Origin of the sequence: Rhizobium sp. L9 (assembly GCF_002531885.1) — a bacterium.
Classification (GTDB): Bacteria; Pseudomonadota; Alphaproteobacteria; order Rhizobiales; family Rhizobiaceae; genus Rhizobium.
This window is the reverse complement of the sequence record NZ_NWSZ01000007.1, coordinates 73,251-90,957: the sequence shown is the minus strand read 5'-3', so window position 1 is coordinate 90,957 and position 17,707 is coordinate 73,251. Positions and strand designations below refer to the sequence as shown.

General features: G+C 58.8%; 17 protein-coding genes. 12 read left to right on the top strand and 5 right to left on the bottom strand.

The annotated features are described in order from the left end of the window. Positions 1–5: 5 nt before the first annotated feature. Complete coding sequence (locus CO660_RS08765; RefSeq protein WP_097598389.1) at positions 6–329, bottom strand: hypothetical protein; 324 nt, start codon at positions 327–329, stop codon at positions 6–8. Positions 330–445: 116 nt separating this feature from the next. Here CO660_RS08765 and CO660_RS08760 point away from each other — a divergent pair, with 116 nt between their 5' ends. Both CO660_RS08760 and CO660_RS08755 read left to right on the top strand, forming a co-directional pair. Continuing rightward, complete coding sequence (locus CO660_RS08760; protein ID WP_097598388.1) at positions 446–874, top strand: CoA-binding protein; 429 nt, start codon at positions 446–448, stop codon at positions 872–874. Positions 875–993: 119 nt separating this feature from the next. After that, positions 994–2,277, top strand: a complete 1,284-nt coding sequence (locus CO660_RS08755) for an O-acetylhomoserine aminocarboxypropyltransferase (protein WP_097598387.1) — start codon at positions 994–996, stop codon at positions 2,275–2,277. Positions 2,278–2,435: 158 nt separating this feature from the next. On the opposite strand, the gene CO660_RS08750 is transcribed toward CO660_RS08755, so the two are convergent. Then, the gene (locus CO660_RS08750; RefSeq protein WP_245421309.1) at positions 2,436–2,897 is read right to left on the bottom strand and encodes an NUDIX domain-containing protein; all 462 of its coding nucleotides are present in this window, start codon (positions 2,895–2,897) and stop codon (positions 2,436–2,438) included. 187 nt (positions 2,898–3,084) lie between these two features. After that, entirely contained in the window at positions 3,085–3,327 is a 243-nt protein-coding gene (locus tag CO660_RS08745) for a BON domain-containing protein (RefSeq protein ID WP_097598385.1), read from the bottom strand. Positions 3,328–3,952: 625 nt separating this feature from the next. On the opposite strand from CO660_RS08745, the gene CO660_RS08740 reads away from it, so the two are divergent. From CO660_RS08740 to CO660_RS08710, 7 genes are all read left to right on the top strand, one after another. Then, entirely contained in the window at positions 3,953–4,147 is a 195-nt protein-coding gene (locus CO660_RS08740) for a hypothetical protein (RefSeq protein ID WP_064711990.1), read from the top strand. Positions 4,148–4,249: 102 nt separating this feature from the next. Next, the gene (locus CO660_RS08735) at positions 4,250–4,474 is read left to right on the top strand and encodes a hypothetical protein (RefSeq protein ID WP_085777758.1); all 225 of its coding nucleotides are present in this window, start codon (positions 4,250–4,252) and stop codon (positions 4,472–4,474) included. Positions 4,475–4,890: 416 nt separating this feature from the next. Continuing rightward, positions 4,891–5,394: an AAA family ATPase gene (locus tag CO660_RS08730; RefSeq protein ID WP_097598383.1), complete on the top strand. Its 504-nt coding sequence runs from the start codon at positions 4,891–4,893 to the stop codon at positions 5,392–5,394. A gap of 93 nt (positions 5,395–5,487) precedes the next feature. Further along, positions 5,488–5,865, top strand: a complete 378-nt coding sequence (locus CO660_RS08725; RefSeq protein WP_097598382.1) for a VOC family protein — start codon at positions 5,488–5,490, stop codon at positions 5,863–5,865. Between the two features lie 260 nt (positions 5,866–6,125). After that, positions 6,126–6,437, top strand: coding sequence for a DUF982 domain-containing protein (locus CO660_RS08720; protein WP_097598381.1), 312 nt, complete (start codon positions 6,126–6,128; stop codon positions 6,435–6,437). Between the two features lie 254 nt (positions 6,438–6,691). Next, entirely contained in the window at positions 6,692–7,045 is a 354-nt protein-coding gene (locus tag CO660_RS08715; RefSeq protein ID WP_097598380.1) for a cupin domain-containing protein, read from the top strand. Between the two features lie 233 nt (positions 7,046–7,278). Further along, positions 7,279–9,405, top strand: coding sequence for an EAL domain-containing protein (locus CO660_RS08710; protein WP_097598379.1), 2,127 nt, complete (start codon positions 7,279–7,281; stop codon positions 9,403–9,405). A gap of 61 nt (positions 9,406–9,466) precedes the next feature. Here CO660_RS08710 and CO660_RS08705 read toward each other — a convergent pair whose 3' ends face one another. Together CO660_RS08705 and CO660_RS08700 are read right to left on the bottom strand one after the other, a co-directional pair. After that, complete coding sequence (locus CO660_RS08705; RefSeq protein WP_097598378.1) at positions 9,467–10,711, bottom strand: cytochrome P450; 1,245 nt, start codon at positions 10,709–10,711, stop codon at positions 9,467–9,469. 144 nt (positions 10,712–10,855) lie between these two features. Continuing rightward, complete coding sequence (locus tag CO660_RS08700; RefSeq protein ID WP_097598377.1) at positions 10,856–12,109, bottom strand: GGDEF domain-containing protein; 1,254 nt, start codon at positions 12,107–12,109, stop codon at positions 10,856–10,858. Positions 12,110–12,499: 390 nt separating this feature from the next. Between CO660_RS08700 and clpP the strand changes: the two genes are divergently transcribed. From clpP to lon, 3 genes are all read left to right on the top strand, one after another. Continuing rightward, positions 12,500–13,129, top strand: a complete 630-nt coding sequence (clpP, locus tag CO660_RS08695; RefSeq protein ID WP_038688182.1) for an ATP-dependent Clp endopeptidase proteolytic subunit ClpP — start codon at positions 12,500–12,502, stop codon at positions 13,127–13,129. Positions 13,130–13,431: 302 nt separating this feature from the next. Beyond that, positions 13,432–14,709 carry an ATP-dependent Clp protease ATP-binding subunit ClpX gene (gene clpX / locus CO660_RS08690; protein WP_004680013.1) on the top strand — a complete coding sequence of 426 codons (1,278 nt, stop codon included), beginning with the start codon at positions 13,432–13,434 and terminating at the stop codon, positions 14,707–14,709. A gap of 402 nt (positions 14,710–15,111) precedes the next feature. Further along, positions 15,112–17,529: an endopeptidase La gene (gene lon / locus CO660_RS08685; RefSeq protein WP_085777766.1), complete on the top strand. Its 2,418-nt coding sequence runs from the start codon at positions 15,112–15,114 to the stop codon at positions 17,527–17,529. The last annotated feature ends 178 nt before the right edge of the window (positions 17,530–17,707 follow it).

The following is a 17,707-nucleotide window of genomic DNA, read 5'->3' as shown; positions in this document are numbered from 1 at the left end:
GGAGGTCAGAGCTGATGATGCGGAACGAAGAGCATCCCGTCAAGGTTGTCTAGGCTTTGGCAGTTCAGAACCGGGCAGCGTGGATCGTCCTTTGTCGGGATATGGGTCCATTCCGCATAATCGGTCGCGTCACAATAATTGCTGTTGCGCACGTAGCGATCATAAAGCGGCAGCCCGCGGGGAGATTGGTAGCGGAAGATCACGGCGCCCTCATTGTGGATGGCCGCCCGCACGCCGGCGCAGCTCATGGTGAGCGGATTGTAGCGCGAGATCGCTACTGCCGGTGATGCGGCGAGCACAAGCATGAGGGCAAGAGCAATTTTTCTCATTGAATCATCCTCAGAGCCATTCAACTCTTATATACGCAAACACGTGCAGCCGGTTCTGCCGAAATGCAAAAAAATGCTGGCAGGCTCAAAGGCGCTGCCGGAATGGAGAAACGGAAATGGATCACGACGCCTACACGGATGATTATCTCGCCGGAATCCTGCAGTCGGTAAAGACCATCGCGCTGACCGGTGCCTCGCCCAATCCGGCCCGGCCCAGCAATGGCGTAATGGGCTATCTGCTGTCGCGCGGCTATGAGGTCATACCGGTCAATCCGGGGCAGGCGGGCAAACAGATACAGGGCCGCACCGTCTACGCCCGTCTTGCCGACGTCCCGGTGCCGATCGATATGGTTGATGTCTTTCGCGCCGCCGAATATCTCGATGGGGTCGTTGAGGAGGCGTTGGCGCTGAGGCCGTTGCCGAAGGTGATCTGGGCTCAGCTTGGCGTCCGCAACGATGCCGCGGCGGCAAAGGCGGAGGCTGCCGGCATTAAAGTGGTGATGAACCGCTGCCCGGCGATCGAATATCCTCGTCTCATTGCCTGATGGGGGCTGCCCTGAGACGGATTTTCCACCGAACGCCCAAGGGTTGAAACGGATCGCGGTTAACTTTCGTCGGCGACAAGCTATGATCCTGCCCTGTGAGCAACAATTCGGAGGGCGACATGGCCAAGAACGATCCTGGATTCAACACCTTGGCAGTCCACGCAGGCGCACAGCCCGATCCGGCTACCGGCGCACGGGTGACGCCGATCTACCAGACGACCGCTTTCGTCTTCAACGATTCCGATCATGCCGCCGCCCTCTTCGGCCTACAGGCCTTCGGCAATATCTACACCCGCATCATGAACCCGACGCAGGCCGTGCTCGAGGAACGCGTCGCCGCGCTCGAGGGCGGTACGGCGGCCCTTGCCGTCGCCTCCGGCCACGCGGCGCAGATGATCGTCTTCCACACCATCATGCGCCCGGGCGAAAATTTCATCGCCGCCCGCAAGCTCTATGGCGGCTCGATCAATCAGTTCGGCCATACTTTCGAGAATTTCGGCTGGCAGGTGCGATGGGCCGATTCCGCCGATCCGGCGAGCTTCGAAAGCCAGATCGACGACAAGACCCGCGGCATCTTTATCGAAAGCCTTGCCAATCCGGGCGGCACCTTCGTCGATATCGCCGCCATTGCCGACGTTGCGCATCGCCACGGCCTGCCGCTGATCGTCGACAACACGATGGCAACACCCTATCTCATCCGTCCGATCGAGCACGGCGCCGATATCGTCGTGCACTCGCTGACCAAATTTCTCGGCGGCCACGGCAATTCCATGGGGGGCCTTATCGTCGACGGCGGTACCTTCGACTGGTCGAAGTCAGGCAATTACCCGATGCTGTCGAGCCCGCGGCCGGAATATAACGGTATGGTTCTACACGCGACTTTCGGCAATTTCGCCTTCGCGATCGCTGCCCGCGTGCTCGGCCTGCGCGACCTCGGCCCAGCGATTTCGCCCTTCAATGCCTTCCTGATCCTCACCGGCATCGAAACACTGCCGCTCAGGATGCAGCGCCACAGCGACAATGCCATCGCCGTCGCCCGGTGGCTGAAGGCGCACAGCAAGATCGCCTGGGTGAATTATGCCGGCCTCGAAGACGATCCGAACCATGCCATGCAGCAGCGTTATTCGCCGAAGGGCGCAGGCTCTGTCTTCACCTTCGGCGTCCGGGGCGGTTATGAGGCTGGTAAGACGCTGGTCGAAGGAGTTGAGCTCTTCTCCCATCTTGCGAATATCGGCGACACCCGCTCGCTCGTCATTCATCCGGCCTCGACGACGCACCGGCAACTGAGCGACGAGCAGAAGATCGCCGCCGGTGCCGGACCCGACGTGGTGCGGCTTTCCATCGGCATTGAAGACGTCAAGGACATCATCGCCGATCTAGAGCAGGCGCTCTCGAAGATCTGATTGTCCTGGCTGCCGTGGCCTCGCTTTTGCGCGTCAGTCGACATCCCCGACACCCTGGAATAGCTGGCGCAGGGGCTGGCCGATCTGCTGCGCGATGTGAGACCAATCGCCCTCAGGGCAGCAGCCCGCAACTACTCGTTTCCTCCAACAAGGCCTGGTCAATCGGTCTGATTGTGGTCACGAACGCTTTCAAGTATGCCTTCCCGAACGACAAGGGCGGAAGCGTTGAGATTACGCCGGCCATGGAAGGACCAGACATAATTATTGCAATGGAGGACAACGGGGCGGGCTGCCCAGCAACGGAACGCAAAGCCGCTCCAGAACTCCGCTTTCGGAATATCGACCGCAAGGCCGCTTCCCGATAGGATATTGACAGTAACGTGGTATTGGGTGCCGTTACTCTCTTTTTCGTATTCGAAATGACCCACTGGCTTCGTGACCGCCGAGCCAATTATTCCGGCTTCTTCGAAAGCTTCGCGCTCGGCGGTCTGGGCACTGGCCTCGCCATCCTCGGTCGTGCCTTTGGGAATCCCCCAGTCACCTGTGCGTTTGCTCCGCACAAGCACTAGAGGCGTTTCGTCCGCCCGAGCCGTCAGGCAAACTCCCGCAGCCTGGTACACGGTCCGCCGCGGCGACGTTGTACGTACCGTTGTTTCGCGCTCAAGCAATATAGTGTCGGCCGATTTCCTGCGTCGCGGTGATGGGACAGCTCTATGTCACAAACATGTCATATAGCCAGGCGGATAAGGCGGCGGCGAACCGGCGGTGAGCACAATACCGGTGGGAAAGTTCCCGCTTGGTGACGCGTTACCCGTTTATCTCTTCCCGGTCCTGCATCCTATCATGCACGTTCTCCGGGCCCGCGATCAAAGCGGCGATCGCCGTCGCCTTCTCCCGATCACCGTAGCCGGCCACATAGCCCTCCAACAGGACGCTTCTGCCGACCATGCTTACAGAGATGGACGAGCTTTCCAGCTCTGGTTCCGCTGACACCGCGGCCTGCACGCTCGCAAGCTGATCGTTGGCTAGGCTTTCAGGCTCAAAGCTCATGGCATTCCTCCTTCGTGATACGAAGGAAACAGCGAACTGGTAATTTGGTTCGCGATAGGGACTTAGGTCCGAGAAGCCATGCCGGAAGGCGTACCGCCATCATGAAGGTAGGTCCCGACAGCTTCTGGAAGGCAGCGCAGGAGCGGAACATCGCCCCTGTTATGCCGGTTAGCCCCGCAAACATTGGCGCTAGCTATCGTTCGTCCTGGGTTTTCGACCTGCCCAATAACGGCCCTGTCGCTTACGTCGGTCCCACCAGCCGGCCTCGACGACAGGTTGGATGAACGTACATCATCTATAACTTCGCACCTGCGGTAATTGTCATACGATTTAAAACGCTAAATAAATACAAAAATCAGTTGCTTACTTGAAATTTCTCGACTACGTTTTTTAGCGAGAAGTTCCGAAATATCGGCGATTGTCGGCGCTGCTCAGCGATCGTTTGACCTCGCTTGAGGGAGGATCATGACTTTGTTTGTCCGTCTTCGTTTCTTCGCGGTGGTGCAGCGAATGCGTGATCTCGTCTCGATCCGATACCGACCTACGACGGCAATCTGACGCGTCGTAAACCCTTTGTTCCACTTTTCTAAGATGGTGCTCCCGTGTGGCGCTCCCGAGGTTTGTTATGCAAAAGCAAGCTGTCGTATTCAATGGTCAGGAAGTCGGGATCGCGGTCCCCGTGGAAAACCGCCTCAAATTCATCGCTGTCCGCTTCAATGTCATCGACTTGGACAACAGGCTCTTCGACACGGTTACTGAAATCCGGCGCGCCATTACACAGCATCTGGCCTCCAGCGGTCGTGCGATCATCTCGCACTGAATGGCAGGAGATATTCTTCAACGTCACGGCACAAATGGGATTGCAGGCTCACTTGTAAAGCCCTGCAAAGCTGCCGCGTTTCAACTTGTGAGGAGATGAGGAATGTTGATCACGAGCGTCCAAGAAACAGAATGGGCCGTGCTCTCGCTGTCCGTTCAATCTTGGTTTAGGCACTACAAGGCCAAACCGGACGACAAGACATCGGAAATGATCTGCAGCGCGGCAATCGACCTTTTCAATCGCGGCCATCGCACCCAGGAGGAACTCACCAGTATATTAATCGCGCGGTTCCCCCTGATCGCGCCTGCGCCCGCAGCCCTCCATTAATCGCTCCGAGGCATGGGAACATCGCAAATCTCAGCGCACTCGAAATCGGATACGAGACCAGTAACAAAGTCTAATAGGCGATAGATGGTGCTTCTCTGATTGGCGGAGTTAGGTCACGCGACTTGTTCGTATTTTGGCGGGTCGCCTCAGTTCTTGACCGAGGGCCTCCAGCGCCTGCTCACGTGACGATGGTGCTGCGGTAGTCCAAGAGTTCGCGCAATAGCCTCGCGACTGAAGACGCCGGCGCGCTCGATGAACGATCTAAGGCGTTTCGCCTTTGAAGTGCCGCGTCCGTTGAAGAGGCGGCTCTCGCTCGCCTTCGCGGCGGACGTCGTAATGTCGGCCCGACGATCTTTGGAATACGACCGACGCTACCTTGCTGATACCTTTTGCTGACTGCCGCGGATGGAGCAATCATGCCTGTCGTCATTTTCACTGGCGCATCGGGGGCCGGAAAAACGACAATCGCCGAAGCTGTTGAGCGGCTGCATGGGCAAGAGATCGACGTCTTTTACCAGGACCGCATCGGCGTTCCGCCCGTCGAGGAGATGGTTGATCAATTCGGCTCTGTCGAAGGATGGCAGAGAGAGGCCGTTTTCGAATGGATGGCTCCACTGTCGCCGCTCCTGACAAAGGGGCGCAGCGTCCTGTTTGAGGACCAGGCGCGCTTTTCCTTTCTGGCCGAAGCTGCCGAACGTGCCGGGATCGGTTCGCATTCCTTTCTCTTGATCGATTGCGACGACGAGGCCCGAGCCAGGCGCCTTTCGATTGATCGAGGCCAGCCTGAGTTGGCAAATCCGGATATGATGAACTGGGCCGCCTTACGGCATGAAGCAGCGGCATACGGCTGCGAAATTCTCACATCGAACCTGACGCTGGAACAGGGAGCGGAACGAGCCCTTTGCGAATTGCGGCGGTAGCCTGTTTGATCCGGACCAGACAGTTGAAGTTTGGCCGTTCCAGTGCGGCGTTCATCTGCTTGTTCTGCTAAAAGCATAGAGAGGGAGGCCCAGTTGCACCTGACTTTGGAGTTGTTTGTCCAAACGCCTCAGACATCGATTGATTTCTACCAGCGAGTCCTGGGCTTTGAAGTCGAGGGCTCGGCGAGCACGGAATATACAACGCTGAGAAACGGCGACGCCGTTATCGCGATTAATTCGCGAAGCGTCCTTTCGAGCGATCATCCGTTACGCGGCGAAATTGGCAACAGGGTCGGCCTCAGGGTCGAGATCGTCTTGAAGGTCACTGATGTCGAGGATGCCTATCGCAAGGCGGAAGAGAGCGGCTGGCCGCTTTCCGCCCTCGCCATGCAGCCTTGGGGACTGCGCGATTTTCGCCTTGTCGACCCCGACGGCTATTATGTCAGAGTGACCAGCACCCGCAGGAACTGACTGGATCATCATGACGGCTGTGGGCTTCGTGCCAAACGCTGAGCGGCTGCGCTTCGGTGGCGACCAGTTGCAAATCGGTCGGAACAATTGCTGCCGAGCCTCAGGGCGCTCGGATAGGAGGCCTTGAGCCCTTTTCTTTAGTTCCCGCTACTTCACGGTGAAGCAGTTTTATTGCTCAGTTTTCAATTCCAAATTTCAGAAAACAAGCGTATGTTGCGCGGTTAGGATTGCGGTAACCATGCCTTGAGGGGTCGGGGACGATGTGCTGGAATACATCAGGGGCATTCACGCCGGTCGCGCTTGCTTTGCGCGGTCCGGCAACACGCAAGATCGTCCGGACGCTCGGCGATGCGGCACATCTCCTGATCAACGATTGGCCTTCTGATGACGGCGAGGAATACGTCGCTGCCGTAAAAGCCTGTGTCGATGCAATTACCGGCAAAATTAGCCCGGAACGATTCCGCGAGGCGCTTCTGCTTGCAGCCCATGAAGCGGGTATCGCTGCTCTGACAATTGTCCCCCTCGGAGTGACAGAGCGGCGACCGGACCTGCGCTCAGCCGCGCCAAGATAGCCCCTCTTTCAAGCGGCTTCTGTCAGCCTGGCATGCGTCAGATACGACCGCTGCCAAGGCAGGCAAAATTCTCACGAACTGAAAGCATTGCCGTCAATTCTAACCGCGATCTTCACAAATGTCGCTGAAGGTGATGGGAAAGGGCTCAGTTCCCAAGGGCGGTCAATGCCCTGTGCGACGAGAGACAAGTTGCAAAGATTTCGAACATTCGCGCGCAGACGTTTGCCGCGAAAGACACTGGCGACGGAGGGTTTATGATGGTTGCGGCGAATTTCATCACCTTCAACATCGATGGCGTCGAACCCGAGTTCGGCGCCCCGGAGGCCGCTCGGATCGTCTCCGGCGATCCGCAATTTCGCACCTGGAATCTGGAGGAGATCGACGGCGGTCTTTATTCCGGAATCTGGGAGGCAACACCCGGCAAATGGCGGATCGTCTACGAGGAGTGGGAATATTTCAGCCTGCTGTCAGGCCATTCGATCGTCACGGAGGACGACGGTGAGCCGGTTCATCTCAAGGCGGGTGACCGGATGATCTTGAGACCGGGCTTCAAGGGAACCTGGGAAGTCGTTGAAACGACTCGCAAGGACTATGTGATCAAGGTCTGAACAGCGGCTCAGAGCCGACTCTCACGTTGGCGGGCCTGTCCCGCTTTGCTGCGATTGTGACCCGTTTCTCCTGCAATAACCGCTTCCCCTCCGCCGATAAAAGGCATTTGATGTTGCCTATTAATCGAACCTAAATCGTCAAGTGCTAGACCTTATCTGCAGCGCATTGCGGACATGATGTCTCCTGCCGTCACTATAGACATGGCCTTGAAATTCATCTTTTCGGGATTGGCATGTCGTCGAATCTTGCGGGCAGGCACGTTCGGACCCAAACGTCTTCCATCATTGCGACCACCGTTTTCTTCCTTGTCGTCGCGCTCGTTCTGACCGGCCTCATGGCCCACGTCGTGGCCTCGATGACCCGATCGGCGAACGAAATCGACGATGCCAGGGCCAGTCGCGCCTCACGCGCAGCGATCGCAGCCTTTGTCAGCCGCCTGAGCGCGACGACAACCGACAACGCCGTATGGGATGATGCCTATAAGGCGATCGCAACTCCCGGAGCCGCGGATTGGGCTTATGAGAACTGGGGAAAGACCAGCGAGGATTACCCGCTCTATGACGGTGCCATCGTGACCGGTCCCGATCGCTCGTCGATCGTCTCGGCCTATGCCAAAGGCGAGCCCTTCCAGCCAAGCGCCTTTTTCGGCGAAGCTTTCTACCGGCAGATCAATACGGCCATCGATTTCCCACAGGCGCCGGTGGTCAATTTCATTAAGACGGAAACCGGCATCGCTGTCATCGCATCACAGCCAATCCAGCCTTTCGAGAAAGAAGGCGAGCTTCCGAAGCTCAGCGTGCTGAGCTTTTACAAAGAGTTCAACTCGGACGTTCTCAATACGCTGTCAAACGAACACGAACTCGAGGGCTTGCGCCTTGCCGCAGCGCCCGAGCCAGGTCTGCTCAACATGCCGATCACGGACATGAAGGGCGGTGTCATCGGCCATCTCGTCTGGCCGAGCAAAGCGCCGGGAAGCGCTGTGTTCCAACAGGTCTATCCCTTTGTTGCTGCCGCTACCATCATCCTCGTGCTATTCCTGGCCGGCGTTCTGCTGGTGGGCGCATCCGAGGCGCGGCGTCTGCGTCAACTGGCGCAGGCAGCGATTTTCGAAGCCAATCACGATAGTCTGAGCGGCCTCCTGAACAGGCATGGGCTTCTCTGCATGTTGGAAGACCTCGAAGGCTCGGACCTTTCACTGCCCAGGCTCTATCTGGTCGATCTCGATGGGTTCAAGGCGGTCAATGACGCCTGGGGCCATGCGGTAGGGGATGATTTGATACGGATGGTCTCTAAGGCGCTGATCGCCTGTCATCCCGAAGTCGTTGCTGCGGCTCGGTTAGGGGGGGACGAGTTCGCTCTTGTCCAGATCGGCACTGCTCCGCGTCACGAGATAGAAGACACGATTTTGGCGCTTTTTGCCGAACCCTTCAAAATTGAAGGGCGAACGATCGAGGTTGGAGCGAGCATCGGCGCTGCTGCCCGTGACGAAGACATTGAGCCGCTGGAGCTTTTGCGCAGGGCTGATATGGCGCTCTACCGCGCCAAGGAAAATGGCAAAGGCCGGGCGATCGAATATGACCCCGAACTGGATCGGGAGCGCCAAAGGATCGCCGAACTGGAAGCTCTGTTGAAGAGTGCGATCAGCAATGGCGCGATCGAAGCCGTATTCCAGCCTCTCGTTTCTGCGACGACCGGCGCGGTGACCGGTCTTGAAGCGCTCGCCCGCTGGCGGACTGCGACCGGAAATATCAGTCCGGAAATTTTCATTCCCCTTGCCGAAAGATGCGGCCTCATCGATGCGCTCGGCAGTCATATGCTGAAAACATCGATCGAGCACGCCAGAAATTGGCCAGGTATGGCCCTGTCCGTCAACGTCTCGCCGGTTCAGCTCTGCAATCCGGAATTTGCCGCCGACGTGATCTCCCTCCTGCAGGAACTCGATTTCGATCCGAGGCGGCTGACGTTGGAAATCACCGAAGGCGTCCTCATGACCAATCCGGATCAGGCGCGTCGGTCGATAGATCACCTCAAAAAGGTCGGTATCAAATTCGCGCTCGACGACTTCGGCTGCGGCTATGCAAGCATCGGCGCATTGCGGCAGTTCGGCTTTGATCGGATGAAGATCGACCGCTCGCTGGTCTCCGCTCTCGACCAGGCCTCGAATGGCGCCGATGTTCTCAAGGCGACCATCTCTTTGGCGACCGCTCTGCAGATTCCCGTTACGGCGGAGGGCATCGAGAATAGCCGTCAGGCGGCGATCTTGCGGGAGGCCGGCTGTGACCAGCTGCAAGGCTATTTGATCGGAAAACCGATGTCGGCGCTCGACATATCCAGCAGGCTTCAAGAACAGGCAGCGTAATGCCGCGAGATCGCGGCAGCAGGCTGGGCGGAACTTCGGCCGATCTGGGATACTGTGCCGATCACCACCGGAGATCCAGGCGGTCGAGCCCGTGGAAATGATAGACGTCCTTGACGAGGGGCGTCTTTGCCAGCCTGAGGCCGGGAAGCCGTTCGAACAGGATCGGCACCGCGACGTTAAGTTCCAGCCGCGCCAATGGCGCGCCGATGCAGAAATGGATGCCGGCGCCGAAGGAGAGGTTCGGCGCCTCGTTGCGGTCGGGCCGGAAGGCGAGGGGATCGGTGAATTTCGCCGGGTCGAGATTGGCGGCGGCGAGGATGAGGCTTACCTTGTCGCCGCGCTGGAAGGAGACGCCATCGATCTCCGCGGGCTCGAGCGCCCAGCGCTGGAAGATGTGGACGGGCGCGCAGATGCGCAGGGTCTCCTCGATGGTGCGCTCCGTCGCCGCATCGTCCCGGAAGAGTTCTGCCGGATCTCGACCGCTGTTGAGGATGGTGTGCACGGAGTTGCCGATCTGGTGCACTGTCGCTTCATGGCCGGCATTGAGCAACACGATCGTCGTTGAAATGAGTTCTTCTTCAGTGAGATACTGGCCCTTGTGCTCCGTGCGGATCATGTGGGTCAGCAGGTCATCGCGAGGCTCTGCCCGGCGTTCGGCGATTGCCCCTCTGACATAGTCGGAAAATTCTCTGGCCGCCCGTTCGGCCTCTTCTTCTTGCTGGCGTGTGCGGCCGAACATGTACATGCGCACATAGGCATGCGACCAGGCGAGCAACTGCGGCCCCATATCCTCGGGGATGCCGATCATGCGGGCAATCATCGTCACCGGGATGATGTCGGCAAAAGCCGAGAGCAGCTCGACTTCGCGCTTCTCCGCAAAGCCGTCGATCAGCCGATTGGCAAGCTCGACAAGCTCCGGCTTCATCTTCTCGACATGGCGGGAGACAAAGGCGCGGTTGACGAGCGTGCGCAGACGCGTGTGCTCCGGCGGTTCCAGCTCGAGCAGGGAGTAACGTTCCGAGAGATCGAAACTTTCAAGATGCGGCATCGGCTCGGCGAGGCCTAGCTCCTCCCGGCTGGCGATATGGAGGATCTGCCGGCCGAAGCGGCGGTCGCGCAACAGTCCGTTCACATGGTCGTAGCCGGTGAAGAACCACTGTTTCTGCTCCTCCCAGTAAAAGGTCGGGCAGTGGGCGTGAAGAGCCGCATAGACGGCGTTCGGATTGCCATAGAAGGCCGGGTTGCGAGCATCCAGCGAGACATGGCGGCTGGCGCGATCGATCGAGAGAAAGGGCGGTATGGTCATGCGTTGGGGCTTAACGGATTTCTCCGACCTGTAAAAGATGCGGGAGAGAAAGGCCGGCGGAAGCCGGGCACGCCCGATCAGACGCGCTGACCATATCGAGATTTTTGTATAAGCCTGGGGAATGAATCTGTTTCAGACTTGCGGCTAACCGGCCCGTGACAGCGTGCCCATGCGTCGCAGCGCCTCGACCTGGTCGTCGACCGTGGGCACGAGTTCGCCAGCGGTGGTGCTCGGCGTGGCTGGCGCTGGAGCCGCCGCTTCCTCTTCGCCGAAGGTGACCGTGCAATTGCGGCCGGCGGCCTTGGCCGCATAGAGAGCCCGGTCGGCGGCTGAGATCAGTTTGTCGATATTGGCTTCGATCGAGGAGGCGAGCGCGATGCCGATGCTCACCGTGACCGGAACGATTGCTTCGCCAGTGCTGACGGGAAGGCGGCAGAATTCGGTACGGATCGCTTCGGCGATCGCCTCGGCTTCCGTCTGATCCGCGACGGCTGCGAAGGCGGCGAATTCTTCCCCGCCCATGCGGCCGAAGATGTTGTTTGGAATATATTGCCGGGCCATGCGCGCGAAGGCGGTGAGCACCGCGTCGCCGGATTGATGGCCGAAACGGTCGTTGACGCGCTTGAAATGATCGAGGTCGAAAAGGATCACCGCGACCTCCCGCTGCTCGCTATGGGCTCTCTCCTGGATTGACTCGAAATAGCCGAGCAGGCCACGGCGGTTGAGCACGCCGGTCAGGGAATCGGTCAGCGTCATGGCGCGCAGATGCCGTTCGGAGCGCTCCATCACCAGTCGGCAGGTAAGCGCGAAGGCGATGGTGAGCAGGAAGGCGCTTGCCATGGCCGAGACGCCGCCGAGATTGGTCGCATCGATATCGCTTGGCAGCGTAACCGCCATCGTCAGCGCCGAGCCGAAACACAGGCAGCCCTGGATGACGAACACTCCCATAAGCTTAGTGCGGGTGCGCTCGCGGCGAATGTCGCCGGCGGCGACCGCCATGGCCAATGCCGTGGCACCCGTCGCCGAAGCGAGATTATAGAGCACGACGCGGTTGGAATAATCAGTGTTGACCCAGGGCAGAAAGACCCCGGCCAGCCAGATTGCCGGCGGCAGCAGAGCCCACCATTCCATCTTCTTGCGGTCGAGTGCGAGAAAACCCGCCACCCAGGCGCTCTGGCCGAGAAGCGCGATGGCATTGCCCACCTCGATGGAAAACAGGCTGGGGATTTCGCTGCGCAGCGAGATCATCGCAAAGCCTATGGCAGTCAGAAAGAAGCCCAGGCCCCAATAGAGATAGGCTTCATTTCTGACATTGTGGCGCCAGGCGACGAAGAGCACCAGAGCGAGCGTCATGGCCTCCGAACACCAGATGGCGAGACCTGTAGCGATATTGAACACGGCAGCAACCCCTTGCCCGTCGACCTTGTCTGTTGGCCCGCATTCTTGCGGAGGAAGCTCGCCACTTCCTTAATGTCGTTGCACTGCGGCATGATTTTCGGCCGGTATCTGGCGATAGGCTTTCCGTTGGGTAAACGTGCTTGAGCGCTGTCGAATGGAGTTCCTTCATTCTGTCATGGAGAAAAGCGAGGGGAGACGACATCGAGGGCTCGCGGCCGACCGGAGTTTGCGAGAAAGAGGCTGTCGGCGCCCAAGCCCTGGGGCCCTGCCCCGTCTTCTTAACGTTATCCCAATGCGTGTCTTGAAGAGGAGGGCAGGGACACTCTATGTAGGGATAAGACATTTTCTTTGATTCCCGGCGTGCCGGCATGACGTTGACAAAGGACGCACATGAGAAACCCAGTTGATACCGCAATGGCCCTCGTGCCGATGGTCGTCGAACAGACCAACCGCGGTGAACGCTCCTACGACATCTATTCCCGTCTGTTGAAGGAACGCATCATCTTCCTGACCGGCGCCGTCGAGGATCACATGGCGACGCTCGTCTGCGCCCAGCTTCTCTTCCTCGAGGCGGAAAACCCGAAGAAGGAAATCGCTCTCTACATCAATTCTCCCGGTGGCGTCGTCACCGCGGGCATGGCGATCTACGACACTATGCAGTTTATCAAACCGGCGGTTTCGACGCTCTGCATCGGCCAGGCCGCGTCCATGGGTTCGCTGCTGCTGGCGGCCGGCCATAAAGACATGCGCTTCGCCACGCCGAATTCCCGCATCATGGTTCACCAGCCCTCGGGCGGCTTCCAGGGCCAGGCCTCGGACATCGAGCGCCACGCCCGCGACATCCTAAAGATGAAGCGCCGGCTGAACGAGGTCTATGTCAAGCACACCGGCCGCAGCTACGAGGAAGTTGAAAAGACGCTCGATCGTGACCATTTCATGGATGCGGACGAGGCCCAGGGCTGGGGCGTCATCGACAAGGTTCTGACATCACGCCTCGAGATGGAAGGCGAGCAGGCCTAGTAATTAATTGGGATGGTGTTTTCCTCGCCACAGTTCTATCTCATTTGTGATCGAACAAGGCTTTCAACTGGCGACGAAGACGCTAATAGTAACTATTAATGCTATGTTGAATTTTTATGACATAGCATTTGGCATTCGAAGGGGAATTCGTTGCCACCGGAACCCTGACATGGTTGATTGGGACCGGTTTGTAGCCCCTGAAGCCCTTCTCGGCAAAGGCTCCGGAAACGGAGTGCCGCCAGGAGCTGATAGAGTGGACCGCGATTTCGCCTTGAAATGCGGCGTGCTGGAAGGAAAGTGATATGAGCAAGGTCAGCGGCAGCAACGGCGGCGACTCCAAGAACACCCTCTATTGTTCGTTCTGCGGAAAGAGCCAGCACGAAGTCCGGAAACTGATTGCCGGACCGACCGTCTTCATCTGCGATGAATGCGTCGAATTGTGCATGGACATTATCCGCGAGGAGAACAAGTCCTCGATGGTCAAGTCCCGCGACGGCGTCCCGACGCCTCAGGACATCATCAAGGTCCTCGATGAATACGTCATCGGCCAGCGGCAGGCGAAGAAGATCCTGTCGGTCGCCGTTCACAACCATTACAAGCGCCTGGCGCACGCCTCCAAGAACGGCGAAGTCGAGCTGGCGAAGTCCAACATCATGCTCGTCGGACCCACAGGCTGCGGCAAGACCTATCTGGCCCAGACGCTCGCCCGCATCATCGACGTTCCCTTCACCATGGCGGATGCGACGACGCTGACAGAAGCAGGCTATGTCGGCGAGGATGTCGAAAACATCATTCTGAAGCTCCTCCAGGCGGCCGACTACAACGTCGAACGCGCGCAGCGCGGCATCGTCTACATCGACGAAGTCGACAAGATTTCGCGCAAGTCCGACAATCCGTCGATCACCCGCGACGTCTCGGGCGAGGGCGTGCAGCAGGCGCTCTTGAAGATCATGGAAGGCACGGTCGCTTCCGTTCCGCCGCAGGGCGGCCGCAAGCACCCGCAGCAGGAATTCCTGCAGGTCGACACGACGAACATCCTGTTCATCTGCGGTGGCGCCTTCGCCGGCCTCGACAAGATCATCTCCGCCCGCGGCGAGAAGACTTCGATCGGCTTCGGCGCGACTGTGAAAGCTCAGGACGATCGCCGCGTCGGCGAAGTCCTGCGCGAACTGGAGCCGGAAGATCTGGTCAAGTTCGGCCTCATTCCCGAGTTCATCGGCCGTCTGCCGGTTTTGGCGACGCTCGAGGATCTCGACGAGGACGCGCTGATCCAAATCCTATCCGAGCCGAAGAACGCGCTGATCAAGCAGTATCAGCGGCTGTTCGAGATGGAAGATGTGGAACTCACCTTCCACGAGGATGCATTGCGTGAAATCGCCCGCAAGGCGATCGTGCGCAAGACCGGCGCCCGCGGCCTTCGTTCGATCATGGAGAAGATCCTGCTCGACACGATGTTCGAACTGCCGACGCTGGAAGGCGTGCGCGAGGTGGTCATCTCGGAGGAGGTGGTGCGCGGCTCGGCTCGTCCGCTCTACATCTATGCCGATCGTCAGGAAGAAAAAGCCAACGCTTCCGCGTAATCTTATGGTTTTCGCACCGTTATTTTAAGGGGCTTGCCATGGGCGAGCCCCTTTCTATTTGAAAAACCATGCGAGGCGCTGTTAGTATTTTGCCGGTGGGAACTGGAGCTTGCCTTTGCCGATGTTGCGCAAGGGGCGGTGCTTGCAATGATGCAGTGATTCCGTGAGTGTATTGCTGGCGTTGTATTTAGCCGGGTCGGAAGTGGTAAGCGCCGGTCCAGCCACGCGTTTCATAGTGCTGGTGTTCCGTTGTAACGAAGCTGTCATATACGGGGAACGCGGGCGTTAGCGTGGCTTGAAAAGCATAGTAAGAACCTCCACTTGTAGGCCAAGTGAGAGTGCCGGCCGATCCCAAGCGGCCGTGCAAAGAGCCCGGTAACGGGACGATGGAAAGGATAAAAAATGACGAAGAAAACGTCTGTAGCGAGCAGCACTGCCTACCCTGTTCTGCCTTTGCGTGACATCGTGGTTTTCCCGCATATGATCGTGCCGCTGTTTGTCGGACGGGAAAAGTCGATCCGTGCGCTCGAAGAGGTCATGGGCTCGGACAAGCAGATCATGTTGGTGACGCAGATCAACGCCAGCGACGATGATCCGGACCCTTCGGCGATCCACAATGTCGGCACCGTGGCAAACGTGCTGCAGCTGCTGAAGCTGCCTGATGGCACCGTCAAGGTTCTGGTTGAAGGCCGCGCCCGCGCCGAGATCGACACTTATACGAGCCGTGAGGATTTCTATGAGGCGCTCGGCCATGTGCTCGAGGAGCCCCATGACGATCCTGTCGAACTGGAAGCTTTGTCGCGCTCGGTCGTTTCCGAATTCGAAAGCTATGTGAAGCTGAACAAAAAGATTTCGCCGGAAGTGGTCGGTGCCGCCAGCCAGATCGACGACTATTCCAAGCTCGCCGATACGGTCGCCTCGCATCTGTCGATCAAGATCACCGAGAAGCAGGAGATGCTGGAGACGACGAGCGTCAAGCAGCGTCTCGAAAAGGCTCTCGGCTTCATGGAAGGCGAGATCTCGGTGCTGCAGGTCGAAAAGCGCATCCGCTCGCGCGTCAAGCGCCAGATGGAGAAGACCCAGCGCGAATATTATCTCAATGAGCAGATGAAGGCGATCCAGAAGGAGCTCGGTGACGGCGAGGAAGGCCGCGACGAGATGAGCGAACTGGAAGAGCGCATCTCCAAGACCAAGCTGTCCAAGGAGGCCCGTGAAAAGGCGGAGGCGGAGCTGAAGAAGCTGCGCCAGATGAGCCCGATGTCGGCGGAAGCCACGGTCGTGCGCAATTATCTGGATTGGCTGCTCGGCATTCCGTGGGGCAAGAAGTCGAAGATCAAGGCCGACCTCAACAATGCCGAGAAGATCCTTGAGGCCGATCACTTCGGTCTCGACAAGGTCAAGGAACGCATTGTCGAATATCTCGCCGTGCAGGCTCGCGCCACCAAGATCAAGGGCCCGATCCTCTGCCTCGTCGGCCCTCCGGGCGTCGGCAAGACCTCGCTCGCCCAGTCGATCGCCAAGGCGACCGGCCGTGAGTATGTCCGCATGGCGCTCGGCGGCGTTCGCGACGAAGCCGAAATCCGCGGTCACCGCCGCACCTATATCGGCTCGATGCCCGGCAAGGTCATCCAGTCGATGAAGAAGGCGAAGAAGTCCAACCCGCTCTTCCTGCTCGACGAAATCGACAAGATGGGCATGGATTTCCGTGGCGATCCGTCTTCGGCCCTGCTCGAAGTGCTCGATCCGGCGCAGAACTCGACCTTCATGGACCACTATCTGGAAGTCGAATACGACCTGTCGGATGTGATGTTCATCACGACCGCGAATACGCTGAACATCCCTGCACCGCTGATGGACCGCATGGAGATCATCCGTATCGCCGGCTACACCGAAGATGAAAAGCGCGAGATCGCCAAGCGGCACCTGCTGCCGAAGGCTATCAAGGAACATGCGTTGCAGCCGGAAGAATTCTCGGTCAGCGACGATGCCCTGATGGCGATCAGCCAGCAGTACACCCGCGAAGCCGGTGTCCGCAGCTTCGAACGCGAATTGATGAAGCTCGCCCGCAAGGCGGTCACCGAGATCATCAAGGGCAAGACGAAGTCCGTTCACGTGACGGCCGCCAACATCGCCGACTATCTTGGCGTCCCGCGCTTCCGCCATGGCGAAGCCGAGGGCGAGGATCAGGTCGGCGTCGTGACCGGCCTTGCCTGGACGGAAGTCGGCGGCGAGCTGCTGACCATCGAAGGCGTGATGATGCCGGGCAAGGGCCGCATGACGGTTACCGGCAATCTGAAGGACGTCATGAAGGAATCGATCTCGGCGGCGGCTTCCTACGTCCGCTCGCGCGCTGTCGATTTCGGCATCGAACCGCCGATGTTCGAAAAGAACGACATCCACGTGCACGTGCCGGAAGGTGCGACGCCGAAGGATGGCCCGTCGGCCGGTGTCGCCATGGCAACCGCCATCGTTTCGATCATGACCGGCATCCCGGTCAACAAGCATGTGGCCATGACCGGTGAAATCACCCTTCGCGGCCGGGTGCTGCCGATCGGCGGTCTCAAGGAAAAGCTGCTGGCAGCGCTTCGCGGCGGCATCAAGAAAGTGCTGATTCCGGAAGAAAACGCAAAGGACCTGGCGGAGATTCCGGATAACGTGAAGAACAGTATGGAGATCATCCCGGTCTCGCGGATGGGCGAGGTGATCAAGCATGCGCTGATCCGTCGGCCGGAGCCGATCGAGTGGGATGGCACGGTGGAAACGCCCGTCATCACGTCGGTCGAAGGCCTCGATGATACGGGCGCAACGATCGCGCATTGAGTGGCGTTTGCCACATTTATGCCCGATTGAAGCAAAAGACGCAAAAAGGCTGGCGGAAACGCCAGCCTTTTTTGTGAAAACGTCATGGAGACGCTTGCTTTTCCTTGATTTGCAGGGCTTTTGGGTTCCCGGCGGGCCTGATGAAACCTATTCTGCGCCTAGCTTAGATTTGAGTCGT

Bases quoted from the DNA above. Each gene is read 5' to 3' on its own strand.
- CO660_RS08765 (WP_097598389.1), bottom strand. From the start codon at position 329: ATGAGAAAAATTGCTCTTGCCCTCATGCTTGTGCTCGCCGCATCACCG.
- CO660_RS08760 (WP_097598388.1), top strand. From the start codon at position 446: ATGGATCACGACGCCTACACGGATGATTATCTCGCCGGAATCCTGCAG.
- CO660_RS08755 (WP_097598387.1), top strand. From the start codon at position 994: ATGGCCAAGAACGATCCTGGATTCAACACCTTGGCAGTCCACGCAGGC.
- CO660_RS08745 (WP_097598385.1), bottom strand. From the start codon at position 3,327: ATGAGCTTTGAGCCTGAAAGCCTAGCCAACGATCAGCTTGCGAGCGTG.
- CO660_RS08740 (WP_064711990.1), top strand. From the start codon at position 3,953: ATGCAAAAGCAAGCTGTCGTATTCAATGGTCAGGAAGTCGGGATCGCG.
- CO660_RS08735 (WP_085777758.1), top strand. From the start codon at position 4,250: ATGTTGATCACGAGCGTCCAAGAAACAGAATGGGCCGTGCTCTCGCTG.
- CO660_RS08730 (WP_097598383.1), top strand. From the start codon at position 4,891: ATGCCTGTCGTCATTTTCACTGGCGCATCGGGGGCCGGAAAAACGACA.
- CO660_RS08720 (WP_097598381.1), top strand. From the start codon at position 6,126: ATGTGCTGGAATACATCAGGGGCATTCACGCCGGTCGCGCTTGCTTTG.
- CO660_RS08715 (WP_097598380.1), top strand. From the start codon at position 6,692: ATGATGGTTGCGGCGAATTTCATCACCTTCAACATCGATGGCGTCGAA.
- CO660_RS08710 (WP_097598379.1), top strand. From the start codon at position 7,279: ATGTCGTCGAATCTTGCGGGCAGGCACGTTCGGACCCAAACGTCTTCC.
- CO660_RS08705 (WP_097598378.1), bottom strand. From the start codon at position 10,711: ATGACCATACCGCCCTTTCTCTCGATCGATCGCGCCAGCCGCCATGTC.
- clpP (WP_038688182.1), top strand. From the start codon at position 12,500: ATGAGAAACCCAGTTGATACCGCAATGGCCCTCGTGCCGATGGTCGTC.
- clpX (WP_004680013.1), top strand. From the start codon at position 13,432: ATGAGCAAGGTCAGCGGCAGCAACGGCGGCGACTCCAAGAACACCCTC.
- lon (WP_085777766.1), top strand. From the start codon at position 15,112: ATGACGAAGAAAACGTCTGTAGCGAGCAGCACTGCCTACCCTGTTCTG.